General features: G+C 61.2%; 16 protein-coding genes. 4 read left to right on the forward strand and 12 right to left on the reverse strand.

Annotated features, from left to right (window positions below; all coding sequences use genetic code 11):
• Window positions 1-44: 44 nt before the first annotated feature.
• The 4 genes from BLP23_RS02300 to BLP23_RS02320 form a co-directional block, all read right to left on the reverse strand.
• Window positions 45-932: an NUDIX hydrolase gene (locus tag BLP23_RS02300; RefSeq protein WP_092583366.1), complete on the reverse strand. Its 888-nt coding sequence runs from the start codon at window positions 930-932 to the stop codon at window positions 45-47.
• Window positions 933-1,036: 104 nt separating this feature from the next.
• Window positions 1,037-1,933, reverse strand: a complete 897-nt coding sequence (locus BLP23_RS02305) for a LysR substrate-binding domain-containing protein (protein WP_092583367.1) — start codon at window positions 1,931-1,933, stop codon at window positions 1,037-1,039.
• 491 nt (window positions 1,934-2,424) lie between these two features.
• Entirely contained in the window at window positions 2,425-3,045 is a 621-nt protein-coding gene (locus tag BLP23_RS02315) for a glutathione S-transferase family protein (protein ID WP_092583369.1), read from the reverse strand.
• An 88-nt stretch (window positions 3,046-3,133) separates the two neighbouring features.
• Window positions 3,134-3,499, reverse strand: a complete 366-nt coding sequence (locus BLP23_RS02320; protein ID WP_092583370.1) for a DUF4406 domain-containing protein — start codon at window positions 3,497-3,499, stop codon at window positions 3,134-3,136.
• 117 nt (window positions 3,500-3,616) lie between these two features.
• On the opposite strand from BLP23_RS02320, the gene BLP23_RS02325 reads away from it, so the two are divergent.
• Window positions 3,617-4,372 (forward strand): DeoR/GlpR family DNA-binding transcription regulator, encoded by a 756-nt coding sequence (locus BLP23_RS02325; RefSeq protein WP_092583371.1) that lies wholly within the window; start codon window positions 3,617-3,619, stop codon window positions 4,370-4,372.
• On the opposite strand, the gene BLP23_RS02330 is transcribed toward BLP23_RS02325, so the two are convergent.
• From BLP23_RS02330 to BLP23_RS02340, 3 genes are all read right to left on the reverse strand, one after another.
• Window positions 4,347-5,084 carry a hypothetical protein gene (locus BLP23_RS02330; RefSeq protein ID WP_092583372.1) on the reverse strand — a complete coding sequence of 246 codons (738 nt, stop codon included), beginning with the start codon at window positions 5,082-5,084 and terminating at the stop codon, window positions 4,347-4,349. The genes BLP23_RS02325 and BLP23_RS02330 overlap by 26 nt on opposite strands.
• A 141-nt stretch (window positions 5,085-5,225) precedes the next feature.
• Window positions 5,226-6,233 carry an asparaginase gene (locus BLP23_RS02335; RefSeq protein WP_092584234.1) on the reverse strand — a complete coding sequence of 336 codons (1,008 nt, stop codon included), beginning with the start codon at window positions 6,231-6,233 and terminating at the stop codon, window positions 5,226-5,228.
• A 115-nt stretch (window positions 6,234-6,348) separates the two neighbouring features.
• Window positions 6,349-6,969: a helix-turn-helix transcriptional regulator gene (locus BLP23_RS02340; protein ID WP_092583373.1), complete on the reverse strand. Its 621-nt coding sequence runs from the start codon at window positions 6,967-6,969 to the stop codon at window positions 6,349-6,351.
• A 105-nt stretch (window positions 6,970-7,074) separates the two neighbouring features.
• Between BLP23_RS02340 and BLP23_RS02345 the strand changes: the two genes are divergently transcribed.
• A complete protein-coding gene (locus BLP23_RS02345) occupies window positions 7,075-8,496 on the forward strand; it encodes an MFS transporter (protein ID WP_092583374.1) in 1,422 nt (473 codons plus the stop codon).
• 45 nt (window positions 8,497-8,541) lie between these two features.
• Here the strand turns inward: BLP23_RS02345 and BLP23_RS02350 are convergent, their stop codons facing one another.
• From BLP23_RS02350 to BLP23_RS02370, 5 genes are all read right to left on the reverse strand, one after another.
• Window positions 8,542-9,264 carry a class I SAM-dependent methyltransferase gene (locus BLP23_RS02350; RefSeq protein ID WP_233426613.1) on the reverse strand — a complete coding sequence of 241 codons (723 nt, stop codon included), beginning with the start codon at window positions 9,262-9,264 and terminating at the stop codon, window positions 8,542-8,544.
• A 212-nt stretch (window positions 9,265-9,476) separates the two neighbouring features.
• Window positions 9,477-10,475, reverse strand: a complete 999-nt coding sequence (locus BLP23_RS02355; protein WP_092583376.1) for an NAD(P)H-quinone oxidoreductase — start codon at window positions 10,473-10,475, stop codon at window positions 9,477-9,479.
• 76 nt (window positions 10,476-10,551) lie between these two features.
• Window positions 10,552-12,357, reverse strand: coding sequence for a GGDEF domain-containing protein (locus tag BLP23_RS02360; protein WP_208603114.1), 1,806 nt, complete (start codon window positions 12,355-12,357; stop codon window positions 10,552-10,554).
• Between the two features lie 142 nt (window positions 12,358-12,499).
• Window positions 12,500-12,742 carry a ribbon-helix-helix domain-containing protein gene (locus tag BLP23_RS02365; protein ID WP_092583378.1) on the reverse strand — a complete coding sequence of 81 codons (243 nt, stop codon included), beginning with the start codon at window positions 12,740-12,742 and terminating at the stop codon, window positions 12,500-12,502.
• A 178-nt stretch (window positions 12,743-12,920) separates the two neighbouring features.
• Window positions 12,921-13,475 carry an HdeD family acid-resistance protein gene (locus BLP23_RS02370; RefSeq protein ID WP_092583379.1) on the reverse strand — a complete coding sequence of 185 codons (555 nt, stop codon included), beginning with the start codon at window positions 13,473-13,475 and terminating at the stop codon, window positions 12,921-12,923.
• 141 nt (window positions 13,476-13,616) lie between these two features.
• Between BLP23_RS02370 and betI the strand changes: the two genes are divergently transcribed.
• Both betI and betB read left to right on the forward strand, forming a co-directional pair.
• Window positions 13,617-14,201 (forward strand): transcriptional regulator BetI, encoded by a 585-nt coding sequence (betI, locus tag BLP23_RS02375; RefSeq protein ID WP_092583380.1) that lies wholly within the window; start codon window positions 13,617-13,619, stop codon window positions 14,199-14,201.
• A gap of 64 nt (window positions 14,202-14,265) precedes the next feature.
• Window positions 14,266-15,729, forward strand: a complete 1,464-nt coding sequence (gene betB / locus BLP23_RS02380; RefSeq protein ID WP_092583381.1) for a betaine-aldehyde dehydrogenase — start codon at window positions 14,266-14,268, stop codon at window positions 15,727-15,729.
• The last annotated feature ends 18 nt before the right edge of the window (window positions 15,730-15,747 follow it).

Here is a 15,747-nt window from a genome sequence, read left to right on the forward strand (position 1 = left end):
GAGTATTTCTAGGGCAAACTAATTATTCTCAGTTTGAGTTTATGTCAAGCGCGGGAGAGTGGGAGTTTCGAGCCGGACAGCGCGCGTTCTTCGAGAACGGCATGCCGGTAGCGAAAGAGCTTCGCCGGGCGGCCGCCGGTTTCGCTGGCCATCTCGCCGGTTTCCTCGATCAGTTGCTGCTGATCGATCAGCCGGCGGAAATTCGGCTTATGAAGCGTAAGGCCCGCCAGCGCTTCGACGCTGCGCTGAAGCTTGAGCAGCGTGAAGCTCTCCGGCATGAGCTCGAAGACGACCGGGCGATACTTGATCTTCGCGCGGAGCCTGGCTATTCCGGTCGCGAGAATCCGCCGGTGATCGGCAAACATCCGACGACCCGGGTTCTCCGCCACGGTTGCGCCCGCCTCCGCCACCAGACCCGCCTCATACAGCAGTTCGTAGCGTTGCAGGGCGAGATCTTCGTTCCATGCGGCGCCATCCAGGCCGAAGGTAAAGGCGATCCGGCGCTTGCGGTTCTGCAGGCGAGCAGCATCCGTCGCTTCCCAAAGCCGCAGCCGGTCGACAAGCGCGTCGAAGACCGGCGGCTTGCCTTTGCGGTGATCCTCCCACGGAAAATATTCGTACCAGCTATGCCAACCCGGCGCCGGGTGCTCCCGCACCAGCCCCAGATAGCTAATCGAGATCGTCCGTCCACCGAGGATCTCGTTCTGCCGGTCGCGGTCGGCGAAGGTATAAAGCTGTTCAAGATAGCCAACCGGATGCGCCGTCTGCTCCTGAATCCACTCCCGCAGCCCGCTCTGCAGCGTGCGGTGCCCCATCTCGAAGGATCCGGAAGGCAGCGCCTCGCCAGTCCTGACCGTCATGACGCGCGGGTCTTCGTCGGTTACGGCAGCGAGGACCGCGATCAGTTCTGCGTGTGCGACGCCGATGGGCACTGTGACGGTTCGTCCTTTGCGAATGTGGTTCTAGCGAACAGCTTTGCCACACGAGTTGTGCAATGCCAATGCCAGCGAAGCGCAGCCCCCTGTCAGTCACGCCCTCAAGAAAAGAGCTTCACCGTGCCGGCCATCTCCTCGCGGATCCAGGCCTTGAAGTCGCGCACCTTCTTCGGCTCGCGCGCGCCTTCGGCTGCCACAAAATAATGGCCGAAACCGGTTTTCGCGCGGATGTCGAATGGGACGGCGAGTTGGCCGGCCTGCAGCGAATAGTCTGCCAGCGTCTGCCAGGCGAGCATGACGCCCTGCCCGGCGATGGCCGCATCGAGACAGAGCGATGCGTCGTTGAAGACGTGGCGCGTCGCCGGCGCCGAACCGGCAAGGCCCGCCTCTTGCATCCAGACCTCCCAGCCGAACATGGCGCGGCCATCGATGACGGCCGGCAGCTTCCGGATATCCGCGGGTTCCTTCAGATCGCGCGCCATCTGCGGTGCGCAGACTGGGAACACTTCCTGCTCCACAAGCAGTTCGGCCGTCACCCCCGGCCACTGCCCGGCACCGACGCGGATGCCGATATCGACGTCGGAGGTCGAAAGATTGACGAGGCATGTCGTCGCGTCGATGCGCAATTTGATATCCGGAAAACGCGCGGCGAAACGATCGAGCCGCCACACCAACCAGCGAGCGGCGAAGACGGGTGCTACGGAGATCGTCAGCGTCGCGTCGTCCCGGCGCTGCGCGATCGAGACGGCCTGCGACATACGGTTGAAGCCCTCCGTCAGAGCGGCAAGCACCGGCGCGCCCGCTTGCGTCACCACCATGCCCTTCGACGTGCGCTCGAAAATCAGCTGATCGAGCTGCGCTTCGGTCTTGATGACCTGCTGGCTGACGGCACCGATCGAGACCCCGAGTTCCTCCGCAGCAAGCTGCAGCGAACCGAGACGCCCGACGGCCTCCAGCGCGCGCAGCCCGTTCAAATGCACCGAGTTGAGATTCCGCATATATATTTTCTATAGCGCGTCGCTGATAATCTCAATTGAAAAGGTTTCTCATGGCTCCGATATTGAGGCGGAGCACCTGTAACGGCGCGATATTCTCGCCGCACACTTGCATTTCCGAACCAGAGAAAGCGAGGCATGCCATGTCATTGCTGAAGTTTTTCTTGACCAAGGCATCCGACGCGGAGGCTCCTGAGGCCGACGATCCGCTGTCGCATCCGGAGATCGCCGCAATGTCGCTGCGGCAAATGGCCGATCTGCCTTTAAACTATCCGGCGCCGAAGCCAACGCGATATGAGACGCGGCCGTTTTCGAAATGTGCATGATTGCTGCTGGGGTCTTTGCGCAAGCAACGGCAATGGATTGGATGCCGCCGGCCCTCCTTGCACCTCATTCCGGTCCTCGTGACGGGAACTCAGGCATGGCAAGGATTGCTCGCTTGAGCCACCCCATCTGCTCTCGCCGACCGAGATGATGAGGGAGTAAGGGCGCCCTCATCCCTTTTCAATCCTCAGCGCGCGCTGCACCGCCGGGCGATCCATCATGCGGGCGTAGTGGGCGGTGGCCTTGGCGAAGCGCATCGGGTCGACGCCGTCGCCGCGCAGCCAGCCGGTCATCGTGAAGAGATAGGGATCGGCGACGGAATACTGCTCGCCCATGACCCAGGGGCCGGCGAGCATCGTCTCCTCGATGAGTTCGAAGCTTTCCGTCATGGTCTGCGGCACTTTAGCCTGCATGGCTTCGTGCGCGGCGGGATCGTCGGCCCAGCGGGAACCGCGGCGCTTGTGTGCATGGTTTACATGCACAGTCGAGCAGAGGTAGCTGTTGAAGGCCTGCAGGTGGGCGAACTCGAAGGGGTCGTCGAGTGGCGCGAGCCTGGCCGCCGGGGCGGTCTGCGCGATATAGGCGAGGATCGCCGGCGTTTCGGTGACAATGCCGCGATCGGTGACGAGGGCGGGGACGCGTCCCTTCGGGTTGATCTTCAGATATTCCGGCGAGCGCTGCTCGTTGTCCTTGAAGCTGATCATCCTTGCTTCATAGGCAAGGCCGGATTCCTCCAGCGCGATGAGACTTGCCAGCGCACAGGTGCTTGGCGCGAAATAAAATGTCAGCATGGTCGAGACTCCCTTTCGGGAACTTTATAGCGCAGCCGTCACACCCTGCCCATGGCGGAAATCGAGGCCGTTGCCGGCCCCGGCGCCATCACCCGGCTCTCGCGCAGCCCGGCACCTCTTCCAGCTTGTACCAGACCGGAATGCCGCGCTCGCGCGCGATGCGGACGTCGTTGTCGGCACCCTTGGAGTCTCCCGGCAGCCGCAGCACGCCCTCGCAAAGCTCCAAAAGCCGGTGGGCGACGGGGTGGAAGATTTGCTCATAGAGATCATCGCCGATCGACTTGCCTCCGGCTGCATTCCAGACCGGCAAGGCCACCCATTCGCCGATCATCGGCACATGGCCCGCCTTGAAGAGCGCGTAAGCCGGTTCTTCCAGTCGCTTCAGGTTGGTCGCCATTTTTACCGGGTCATCGCCGGTTCCGGACCTGTACGGCCCTGCAATCAAGATCAACATCTCAGACTCCTCAGGCCCGGCATCATGCACGGGATCTCACGATAATGCGTGAAATTGCTTGCATGTCGAGTCATTTCAGGCATTATCGTGATAATTCGTTGAATTTCGTGCAGAGCAATGCTGACAACACAGCGCAAATCCCTGATCCTCGACATCCTGCGCCGTGACGGCCAGGTCATCGCCAAACGCGTCGCCGAAGATTTAGCGCTATCAGAAGACACGATCCGGCGCGACCTGCGGGAGATGGCGGCTGACGGCCTCTTGAACCGGGTGCATGGCGGCGCGATGCCGATTGCGCCCGACCTGCCAAATTTCTCGGCGCGACGGAGCGTTTCGTCCGATGCCAAGCAGAGGCTCGGCGCCAGGGCGGTGCAAATGGTGAAAGCGGGGCAGATGATCTTTCTCGACGGCGGGACGACGACGGCGGAGATCGCCCGGTACCTGCCACGCGACATCGCCTTTACCGTCGCAACGCATAGCCCGACGATCGCGGCGGAACTGGAGCATCACCCGACCGCCGACATCATTCTCACAGGCGGGCGGCTCTACAAGCACTCGATGGTGGCAACCGGCGCTGCAGCCATGGCGGCGATCTCGCAGCTTAGACCCGACATCTTCTTCCTCGGCGTCACCGCCGCCCATCCCGTGCACGGGCTCTCCACAGGCGATTTCGAGGAGGCGGCGATCAAGCGCCATATCGCCCGTTGTGCGGCCGAAACATATGTCCTGCTGACCGAGGAGAAATTCGATCTTGTTTCGCCCTGCGCTGTGCTCGGCATTGCCGATGTTGCCGGACTGATCGTTTCGGCAGGAGTGCCGGAAGAGCGGCTTGCGCCCTACCGGGCGCTCAATGCCGCGATCTTCGAAGCATGAAGGGCGCGGCGAGCCGCGCGATGTCCTGCGGCAGCAGGCTTGCGCAGAGAGCCGCCACGAAGAGCGCCAGCATAGCATAGGCCGGCATCATGCTGCCGGTTCCGAGATCGAAGATTGCTGCCAAAAGCGGCTGGAATGCCGCAACTGCTGAGGCGATCCACGGCATGCCGAGGATGCGCGCCGGGAGAGCGCCGAGGCCTGGCGTTTCGGCGATTGCTGTAAGGACGCCGTAGCCTGCGGCAATCCAGATGACGACCCGCAGCCAGGCGCGTTGGCCAAAGGGAACCATCCTCCCCTCTTCAAAGGCGATGAAGAGATAACCGCAGAACACCGTGACGAAGAGGAAGGCCACCGGCAGGCTTTCAACGACCATTTCCGGACGCAACTGGCCCGTCCAGCCGCCCGCGAGAATCCCCGGGAAGGCCGCCGACGCCGAAAACCAGACAAGTGCGACAGGCGCCCAGAACCAGTTGACCGACAGGTAGCGCAAACGGGCGATTGTGCAGATCACCATGATTGCTCCCGCAAGCCCAATACCCGAAGGCTTCATTGCGCCGGACATGGCAAGCATGATCGGCCCGCAGGAACCGGCGACCTCGGCGCAACCGGACATGGCGACGACCGCCCAGGTCACGTAATCGAAGCACATGGAAAAGAACAGGAAGATCGCGACGGCGATCAGCATCCACCAGAGATAGCGGCCTGCAAACATATCCTGCCCTCGTGGCACGGGTTGAACGCCGCACCATACTAGGACAATTGCGCCGCCGCGCATCTCCTCTCGCAGGATTTGGTTTAACGCATATTAGGAATTGCTGATTATCCGAAGCAGCCTGTGCCGTAACGGCACGGCCTACGCAAGAAGCGCAGCTGTGACGCGAATGTCGCCGACATGGATGCCGTTCCAATTGTGCATTGGCTTGACGCCCATCGAAATCAGCTTCGCGTGAACCTCGCTGCCCCTTTCGAAGAACCGGGCAAGCGCTGCCGCCACCATGGCCTCGGCGGCGCGGGTCGTCCCGTCCTCGCACTTCACGACAATCGAGATCCCTTCTTCGGGAATTGCGGCGCAGAAGACGCCTTCGGCGCCGGTCTTGGCGAAAATCCTGCCCGGCGCAATCTGCATCAGCTCCGTGCAGGCGCGGCCCGTACCCGCGACATAGAAAGGCTCCGCCATGCAGGCGTCGAACAGGCGGCGCGAGGCCTTGGCGCGCAAAGGCTCAAGGCCATTGCCGGTCGCCATCTTGGCAAAGCCATGCGCGAGGCCGCGGAGCGGCACGGCATAGGTCGGGATCGAGCAGCCATCGGTGCCGCAATTGTCGCGGCCGAGCACGGCGCCGCTGAGGCTCTCCATCGTACCGCGTATCTCTTGCTGAAGCGGGTGGTCGTAGCCGGCATAGCCCTTCGGATCGATATCCCGATGGCAGCAGGCGCAGACGAAGCCTGCATGCTTGCCGGAACAATTGTTGTGCAGCGCCGTCGGCGCTGTGATCGTGCGCGCCTGGTGGATCAGAGTCTTGCGGTCCGATGACCAGTGGGCACCGCATTCCAGCGTTTCGACGCTCCCTCCAGCGCGCGCCAGCATGGAGGCGGCAAGTGCCACATGCTCGTCCTCGCCGTTATGTGAAGAACAGGCGAGCGCCAGTTCCTTGTTGCCGAAGCCATAGGCATCGGCTGCACCACTTTCGACCAGCGGCAGCGCCTGCATAGCCTTGCAGGAGGATCGCGGGAAAACGCCGGCATCGATATCGCCAAGCCCGAAGACGACCTTGCCATCGCCGTCGACGGCAACGACCGTGCCGCGATGGCGGCTTTCGACGAGCGAGCCGCGAGTGACTTCGACAGTGACGGGATTGGACATGGGCACGAATCCGGATCGGTTTTTGGGGAGAGCAAAGCCATAACGCGTTGCGCCGATAAAGCAACGCCTTTCGGCCGCGCTGCGGCGCAATTGCATGCCCGTTTCGTCGCGAAGCCTAAAGCGGTCTGATCCGGTAGGCGCAGCGGCGGGCGCCGAGGAGAATGTGCTCGGACCGCTCGACGTTGGCGCCGAGCACATTGCGGAAGGTCTCGAGCTCGGAACGGCAGAAGCCGGCGCAGGCCCGGGCCGCCGCACAGATGGGGCAGTGGTTTTCGACAAGCATAAACGAGCCGTCCTCTTCCATCCAGCTATCCGCCATGTAACCTTCGCGCGTCCGGATCGCTGTCAGCTGGCGGACGCGCAGAGCGAGATCTGAAGCCGAGACCTCATCGCGGTAGCGCTTCACGGTTTCTGCCTCGCGTGCCGAGATGATGGTATCCAGCGCATCCTTGCCGAGCGTCTTGACCATGGTGCTCAGAAGGGTCGCGGTCAATTCCGCGTGGCCGTCCGGAAAGGTTTGATTGCCGGCGGGGGTCAAATGCCAGAGCTGGCCTGGCCGTCCCCTGCCCGAACCCGGCTCGGTAAGCGGCTCGACAAGACCGTCCTCGGCAAGCTTCGTCAGTTGCTGGCGCGCCGCTTCAGAAGTGATGCCCAGCACATCGCCGATCGACGCTGCGCGTTGCGGCCCTTCGGTCTTTAGCAGAAGCAGAATGCGGCTGGCAGGCGATTGACGCATTTAATTTTCCAAGTCGTTGCTTGCTTTAATGAGACATGCATGTAATTTTCCAATTTATATCTTGGAAAATAATGAGCCGCTAGGGAAAACATCAAGGTAATTGTCATGACCAGTGTCGATCAGGCCGCTGCGCCGCACTCATCCGTCTTCCAGCTTTTCACGCCGGCCTTGCTGCCCGCCACGCTGATGCTCGGCGGCGGCGTGACGCTCTATGCAATCGAGAGCTATATCACCGCCACAGTCGCCCCCTCGATCGTCCGCGATATTGGCGGCTTGCCGCTACTTGCCTGGGTGACGACGCTCTTCGTTGCCGCCGCCGTGCTCGGTTCGATCTTCGTCGCCATGCGGCCGCGCGGTATGGGCTTGCGTGGCGCCTATGTCTGTGGCGCCCTGATTTTCGCAACAGGCAGCCTCATCTGCGCCGTCGCCCCTGTCATGGAAGTGGTACTCGCCGGGCGCGCCGTTCAGGGTTTCGGCGCCGGCATCCTTGCAGCGCTTGCCTATGCATTCGTCCGCTTCGCCTATCCGGAGCCGCTCTGGCCAAAAGCCTCCACGCTCTATGCCGCAATCTGGGGTGTTGCGACCCTGCTCGGGCCGAGTGCAGGCGGCCTGTTTTCGCAAGGGAGTGCGTGGCGATACGCCTTCATCATCATCGTGCCGCTCGGTCTGCTGATGGCCGTTCTTGCGCCATGGCTGCTACCGAAAGCAACGGACGACCGCGCGCACGGCAAGACGCCGGTCTGGCAGATCTGCCTGCTGCTTGTCGCCGTGCTGTTCGTCAGCATCGCGGGCACCGTCGAGCATGTGGTCACGAAGGCTGCACTGATTGCCGTGTCCGTCATCTCGATCTCACTGATGCTGGTGACGGAACGTCGAGGCGACAACCGGCTTCTGCCGACCGGCGCGGTCATGCTCGCAAAGCCGGTTGCGCGCGTCTACCTCATCATGTTCGTGCTACTGTTCATCCTCGTCAGCGACATCTATATTCCCTATTTCCTGCAGGCTCTGCATGGCGTGACGCCGCTGATTTCCGGCTATCTGACTGCCCTTGTCGCGCTCGGATGGACGATCGCCGCCTTCTTCAGCGGCTCTCTGACCGGCAGGCGCGCGAGCAACGCGATCGTCGCCGGCTGCATCATCGAAGCGCTGGCAACCGTTTTCCTCGCGATCTTTCTCGCCCGAGACAACCAGATGGCGAACCTTGCAATTCTCGGACCGGCGGCTGTCGCAATGCTGATGATGGGTTTCGGCGTCGGCCTCGGATGGGCGCATCTGGTGACAAAGGTGCTGCGCCTTGTCAGCAGTGCCGAGCAGGACAAGGCATCGGCAGCGATCTCGACCGTGCAGTCCCTCGGCGGCGCTTTCGGCGCGGCGGTCGCGGGCGTCATTGCCAACAGCACAGGGCTCCTCACACCGGGCGGCATTGCCGGCAGCATCTCGGCAGCCCACTGGCTCTACGCCGCCATGGCGCTCCCCGGCATCGTCACGATCGCGGCGGCACTGACGCTGAGAGAAGGCCGAAATTAAAAAGGCGCCTCGGGGCGCCTCTTCATGACTAAGAGCTTGCCGATCTCAGGCGACGCTGCGCTCCGGCTCTTGCTGGACAGCCTGCTGCTTCACGCCGAGATAGAGAACGGAGCGGAGGCCGATGCCGTAGGTGTCGCAGACTTCGGGAGTCAGGAACTCGCTGACCGGAACCTCCTGCACCGCAAGGCCTGACCGCTGGATCACATCGACGAATCCCGGCTTCGAGAAGATGCGCACATGGTCATCCTGGCCGAAATGCTGCCAGCGCCCCTCAGGCGTCGTCACTTCGGGATTTTCATAGTTGTCCTGGATCGACAGGCAGATCGGCGCCATCAGGATGGCAATACTGTTCTGCTTGAGAACACGCCGTATTTCTGAGGTGGCGCGCACCGGATCGTCGACGTGTTCGAGCACGTGCGAGCACAGAACAAAATCGAAAGTCTCATCCGCGTAAGGCAGATTGTGAATGTCCGCCTTGTCGTCCGCCTCCGGCATATACATGTCGCAGCTGCGATAGAAGATGTGCGGGTGGCTTTTCAGCCAGAAGCTCAAAGAGCGGCCTGGGGCGATATCGAGAAACCGGAACGGCTGCGCTTGGTTGAGGCGCTGAAACACAGGCGTCAGGAACAGGGCATAGAGCCTGTCGCGGTCGCTCGAGTGGCAGTTGGGGCAACTATAAGCCTCATGATTGATCGTTTCGAATTCATCGACCCGATAAGGAAAGCCATGTTCGGTCGCCTTGTCGATATAATACCGCGGAAGCGGCACGAAATGCGGAATCCTGCTGCGGCAGATGGGGCAAGAGTGGAATAGAGCCATTGCATTCCTCGTAAGGACCGTACGACGCGCAATCAACGCCACATCAAGATGCGCAGTTCGGGGCCGGGTTTCGCTTCAGACGACAGTTCAGCGACCCCGGAGACTCACATACGGCCAGGATCAGTTTTACCTTGTGCATCGATGCTGGTCCGAAGCTGACCTCAAACGGTCAGCGTGATCTTGCCGATATGGCTGCTCGTTTCCATCAGCCTGTGCGCTTCGGCGACATCCTCGAAGGCAAAGGTCCTGTGGATGACGGGGGCGACCTTGCCGGATTCGAGGAGCGGCCAGACCTGGGAGAGAAGGTCGTCGCGGATGGCGCGCTTTTCTTCTGCAGTGCGCGGACGCATCGTCGAGCCGGTAACGGTCAGGCGCTTGGCCATGATCGGCGCGAGGTTGACCCTTTCAGCGACCGCGCCGCCCAGCAAAGCGATGATCGACAGGCAGCCGTCCCTGGCGAGCGATGCGATATTCCTTTCGAAATAGGCAGCGCCGATCATGTCAAGTACGACATCGACGCCATGACCATCGGTCTCGGCCTTGATGGCTTCGGCGAAATCCTCGCTCTTGTAGTTGATCGCCCGCTTCGCGCCGAGCCTTTCGCAGGTCTCGCATTTCTGCGCCGAGCCTGCGGTCGCATAGACCTCGGCGCCGAAGGCGCGGGCGAGCTGGATCGCCGTGGTGCCGATGCCGCTGGAGCCGCCGTGGATGAGAACGCTTTCACCCTCCGTCAAGCCGGCCATCTGGAAGAGGTTCGCCCAGACCGTGAAGAAGGTCTCCGGCAGGGCTGCGGCTTTCACCGCATCGTAGCCCCTCGGAAACGGTAAAACCTGGCCAACGGGCAGCAAGCAATATTCGGCATAGGCACCGCCATTGGCGAGGCCGCAGACCTTGTCGCCGACCGAGAATCCGGCAACGCCCGGACCGATCGCGGCCACTTCGCCGGCAAGCTCGAGCCCGAGAATGGGACTCGCATCCTTCGGCGGCGGGTATGTTCCCTGGCGCTGCGCCACATCCGGACGGTTGATGCCGATCGCCTGCATGCGAACGAGAATCTGCCCCTCGCCGGGCACCGGAACAGGTCCGATCGCAATTCTCATGACTTCCGGGGCACCGAAGCACGGCAGGTCGACGAAACGCATGTTCGCTGGCAAGGGCATGACGGCCTCCTCTTTCCGAAAGTCCAGGAGATAATTCAGCGCCCGGTGCTTGGGAAGGAGAGAAGTGGCAAAGGCGTCAATTCGCCTCGCCCAGCGGATGGAAGATCAACCCTTCTGTGCTTTCCTTCGCTTCGGCCTTGATGTGCGCGATTTCGGCGCTGACACGATTGATGTCGTCGATCACCAAGCCTTCCGGCAGTTCAAGGACACCGATCGAGCAGCGCATCAGCGGGAAAAGCGCTTCCGCACCGGCACGGTCATGACCGCGAATGCGCCCGGCAGCGCGGTCCTCGTCGGAATAGAGATCGCGGACGTCTTCGTGGAAATCGCTGATGAGCCGGTCAAGAATCTCGGTCAGTTCCTCCTTCGTCCATCCGATGACGCCGATGAAGAAGTCGTCGCCCCCGACATGGCCGAGGAAATGACGCTCGGTGAAGAAGTAACGGCGCATCAGCGCGGCGAAGAGCGAGATCGCGTGGTCGCCGAGATGAAAACCATAAGCATCGTTGAAAGGCTTGAAGTTGTCGAAGTCGCAATAGCAGAAATGCCGTACCTCGTCGCCGTCGCGACCGGCCTGGCGCATGAAATCGCGGATGGCGCGGTTGCCCGGCAGGCCGGTCAGCGGGTTCTGGTCCTGCGCGGTCTTCAGCTGCTTTTCGTTGATGACCTTGATGAGCGAGGCAGCGGAGACGACGCCGGCATAGCGCATGTTGTCCGTAAGGATCAGGCAGTTGCTGCCTTCCATATTGGCGAAGATCGTCATCAACCGCTCGGCATCGGAATCGAGACCGACGATCGGTGCCATTTCGACGAAGTGTGAAATCGTACGGCCATAGACCTTGTTCTTCAGGAGATCGCGGCCGAAGGGCTGGTAGATATATTCCTTGAGATGGTGCTCATGGATGATGCCGCGCGGCTCGCCATTGGCATTCAACACCGGGAAGAAGGCCTGGCGCGGATTTCGGCGAAAGAGCTCGAAGACCGTGTCGATGCTGTCGTTCTCATAGACCGTCGGCAGCACTTCAATCTGTTTGCGGATAAGGATTTCATCGAGCGATTGCGTGTTGTGCTTGCTCTTGCCGAGATCCTGCAGATGCGCAAACGAGGACACGAGCTCGGACGTATGCGGCGTCGGTCGGGCAATGAACCAGCCTTGGACGAGATCGACGCCATATTCACGGCAAGCCAGGAATTCCGCTTCGGTTTCGATGCCTTCCGCGATCACCCGCGTGCCGAGCACATGGGCGATGTTGACGATATTTTTCAACAGGTGGCGCTTGCGCGGCTTGCGGTCGATGTCGGCGACGAAGTGACGGTCGATCTTGAGGTAATCCACGGCATAGTCGCAAAGGAGCTTCATTTCACCGTGACCGACGCCGAAGTCGTCGATTGCCAGCTTGAAGCCGGTCTTGCGGAACTTGGATACCAGCGCCTCGAATTCCGGCACGCTGGTGTTGTCGAAACGCTCGGAGAATTCGAAGCAGACGGAGGACGGCGGGATGTTGGCGGCCTTCAGGTGCTGGAGGAGCGTTTCAATCAGGCGGTCGCCGTGCGGGATCAGCCGGACGTCGAGATTGAGGAAAAGGGTCGAGGTCGAATAATTCCCGAGCGTCGCGAACTTGGCGAGCGCGCGGCTGGCGACCATCTGCTCCAGTTGCAGCAGCTGGCCAGCGCGATCCGCCTCATCGAGGATTTCAACAGGGGAATCGAAGCCGATGCGTTCCTGCCCGCGCATCAGGGACTCGTAGCCGAAGACCGTGCCCGTCCCCGCCTCGACAATCGGCTGGAACGCATTTTCGATGACGAGTTTTGCAAGCGTCACGATCTGATCGCTGGCGTAACGGCGCAATACGCCCGGTTCGACGGCGGCAGCCAAAGACATGCCAAATTCTCCACTGTGAAGTCTTCTTTTTCGCAGCGAAGATGGTGAAAAAGCATCAACGAACCCTTTCGCCAATGTGAAACTTTTGTGAAAGTTGCGGACCGGAATGTTTCAGCATTCCGATCAATGGCTTAGGTCCGACCTAGGCGGATCGGCGGCGCTCCGCTTCGTGATCGGCAAACATGTCTGCAACGCAGCGGCCCCCACTCGCGCGGTCATCGTCATTTAGAACGTCATTGCGATATTCTGCCAGCTTGCGGGCGGCATCCCACAGGCGCAGCGCCTCACGGACAACCTCGCTGCTCGATGCATAGCCGCCATGATCGACGGCATCGCGAATGCCCGCTGCCTGGACCGGTGATATGGAAACTGTGACCATCGGCATGAACTTCCTCCCTTGTTTTTCTATGGGGCAGAACCTGCCCTACGCGGGATGCATGACCACTCATGACATCTGTTCCGGCAATGTCGTCTGCCGGCTCCTTGGTATCTTTTGAATTTTAGTCTCGCCTCACATGCTTGTCAAAAAAGAAACATTCCGTGAGCACAGCCTGTGGACAGCCTCATTGCACGCTTCGAAGGCCAATGCCGAACGCGATCATCGTCCATCCCTGCAAAATGAGATCGACCGCGAGGAAAAGACCGAGGACCCAGAGACTGTTGACCGGCCAGCCGAGCGCGATGATAAAGCCTGCGAGCGCGGTAACCACGCCGCTTGCGACAATCCAGCCCCAGCCCTTGAGCGGCTTCATGCGGCGGCCGATAAAAACGCGGAAGACGCCGGCAACAAGCAGAGCGACAGCGAGAAAGAGCGTCAGGGCAGCGGAGGTAAGGATCGGATTGATGAAGGCGCATATGCCTGCAAGCACGTAAAGTACACCGCTTAGCGCCCAGAAAAGGATGTGCTCCCAGCCGCGCACCTGAAAGGCGTGGATGAGATAGACGATCCCGCCGAAGACCATCAGCATTCCCACGGAATAGACCGACACCACGGTGGCGAGAAGCAGATTTCCGACTGCGATCAGGCCGCAGATCAACAGCAGCATGCCGAGACCCACGAACCATATCCATTTCGACTGTAGGGCCGAGGACGGCGCCCCATCGAAGACGTTAGCCATGACACACCTCCTGATAGCTGTTGATATGCTGCAGAATCGCGTGTCGGAAAGGGTTGAGGCTTCTCAAACTCCGCCAAAAGATTTTTATTGATTGATCAGTCAATCAAAAATAATATGCGCTGAATTGTCGGAGCTGAGCTCGTGCCAAAAATCGGAATGGAACCTCTACGCCGAAAGGCGCTTGTCGACGCTGCGCTGCGCGCAATCGCAGATCACGGCTCGCTGAGCGTCACCATGTCGGATATCGCCCGCCAGGCCGGCGTCTCTCCTGCCCTTGCGCACCACTATTTCGGCAGCAAGGAGCAACTGCTGGTCGAGACGGTCCGTTCGCTGCTCAGGCAGTTGCGTGACGACACGGTGACAGCGCTGAAGGCTGCCGGGACACCGCGCGAAAAGCTCTCTGCCGTCATCCGCGTCAGCTTCCAGGCCGATCAGTTTGCGCCGGAAACGATCGCCGCATGGCTCGCCTTTTATGCCGAGGCGCAACGCTCGGAAGAGACGCGCCGTTTCCTCGTCATCTATGCCCGCCGGCTGCGTTCGAACCTGCTGGCCAACCTCAAGAGACTTTGCCCGCCGGATGCCGCAGGACGCATCGCCGAAGGCGCTGCTGCGATGATCGACGGGCTCTATATCCGCCAAAGTCTGAAATCGGCGCCGATCAACATCGAGGCTTCGATCGGGCTGACGGAGGATTATGTGACGATGCAGTTAAGGGGGATCGAATGAGGCTGACCGCACAGGAATGCGGGGCTTTATTTTTGCCCTGTCGGACAAAGCAAAGGATTGAATTATGAAAGCCCAGCCGAAAGCGTCGCACTTCATCGACGGCGAATATGTCGAGGACGAAGCGGGCAGCGTCATCGAAAGCATCTATCCGGCAACCGGCGAAGTGATCGCGCGGCTGCATGCGGCAACGCCTGCCATCGTCGAGAAAGCGATCGCGGCTGCCAAGCGCGCACAGCCGGAATGGGCGGCGATGAGCCCGACGGCCCGCGGCCGCATCCTGAAGCGCGCCGCCGAGATCATGCGCGAGCGCAATCGCGAGCTTTCCGAGCTCGAAACGCTCGATACCGGCAAGCCGATCCAGGAAACGATCGTCGCCGATCCAACGTCCGGCGCCGACAGCTTCGAGTTCTTCGGCGGCGTCGCGGCAGCTGGCCTCAACGGCTCCTATATCCCGCTCGGCGGCGATTTCGCTTATACGAAGCGCGTGCCGCTCGGCGTCTGCGTCGGCATCGGCGCCTGGAACTATCCGCAGCAGATCGCCTGCTGGAAAGGGGCGCCGGCGCTGATTGCGGGCAATGCGATGGTCTTCAAGCCTTCGGAAAACACGCCGCTCGGCGCGCTGAAGATTGCCGAAATCCTGCACGAAGCAGGCCTGCCAAATGGCCTTTACAATGTGATCCAGGGAGACCGCGACACTGGCCCGCTTCTCGTCAACCATAAGGACGTGGCAAAGGTGTCGCTCACCGGCTCGGTGCCGACCGGCCGCAAGGTCGCTGCCTCCGCGGCAGGCCAGCTCAAACATGTGACGATGGAGCTCGGCGGCAAGTCGCCGCTGATCGTCTTCGACGATGCCGATGTCGACAGCGCAATCGGCGGCGCCATGCTCGGCAATTTCTATTCGACGGGCCAGGTCTGCTCGAACGGCACCCGCGTCTTTGTGCATCGGAAGATCAAAGGCGAGTTCCTGAAACGGCTAAAGGCCCGCACAGAGGCGATCCTGATCGGCGACCCGATGGACGAGGCGACGCAGCTCGGCCCGATGGTTTCCTTCGACCAGCGACAGAAGGTCTTGAGCTACATCGACAAGGGCCAGGCCGAGGGTGCCACACTCGTCACCGGCGGCGGCATTCCGAACAATGTTTCCGGCGAAGGCTATTACGTCCAGCCGACCGTGTTTGCCGACGTGACCGACGGCATGACCATTGCCCGCGAGGAGATCTTCGGGCCGGTGATGTGCGTGCTCGATTTCGACGACGAAGCCGAAGTCATCGAACGTGCGAACGCCACCGAATTCGGCCTTTCGGGCGGCGTCTTCACCGCCGATCTGACGCGCGCCCACCGCGTCGCCGACCAGCTCGAGGCGGGCACGCTCTGGATCAACACCTACAATCTCTGCCCGGTCGAAATTCCCTTCGGCGGGTCGAAGCAATCCGGGTTCGGGCGCGAGAACTCGCTTGCGGCGCTGGATCATTATTCGGAGTTGAAGACGGTTTACGTGGGCATGGGGCCAGTGGCGGCGCCTTATTGAGAAGAGGCCAAGCCCTCC

It is taken from the genome of Rhizobium mongolense subsp. loessense, from assembly GCF_900099775.1.
GTDB lineage: Bacteria > Pseudomonadota > Alphaproteobacteria > Rhizobiales > Rhizobiaceae > Rhizobium > Rhizobium loessense.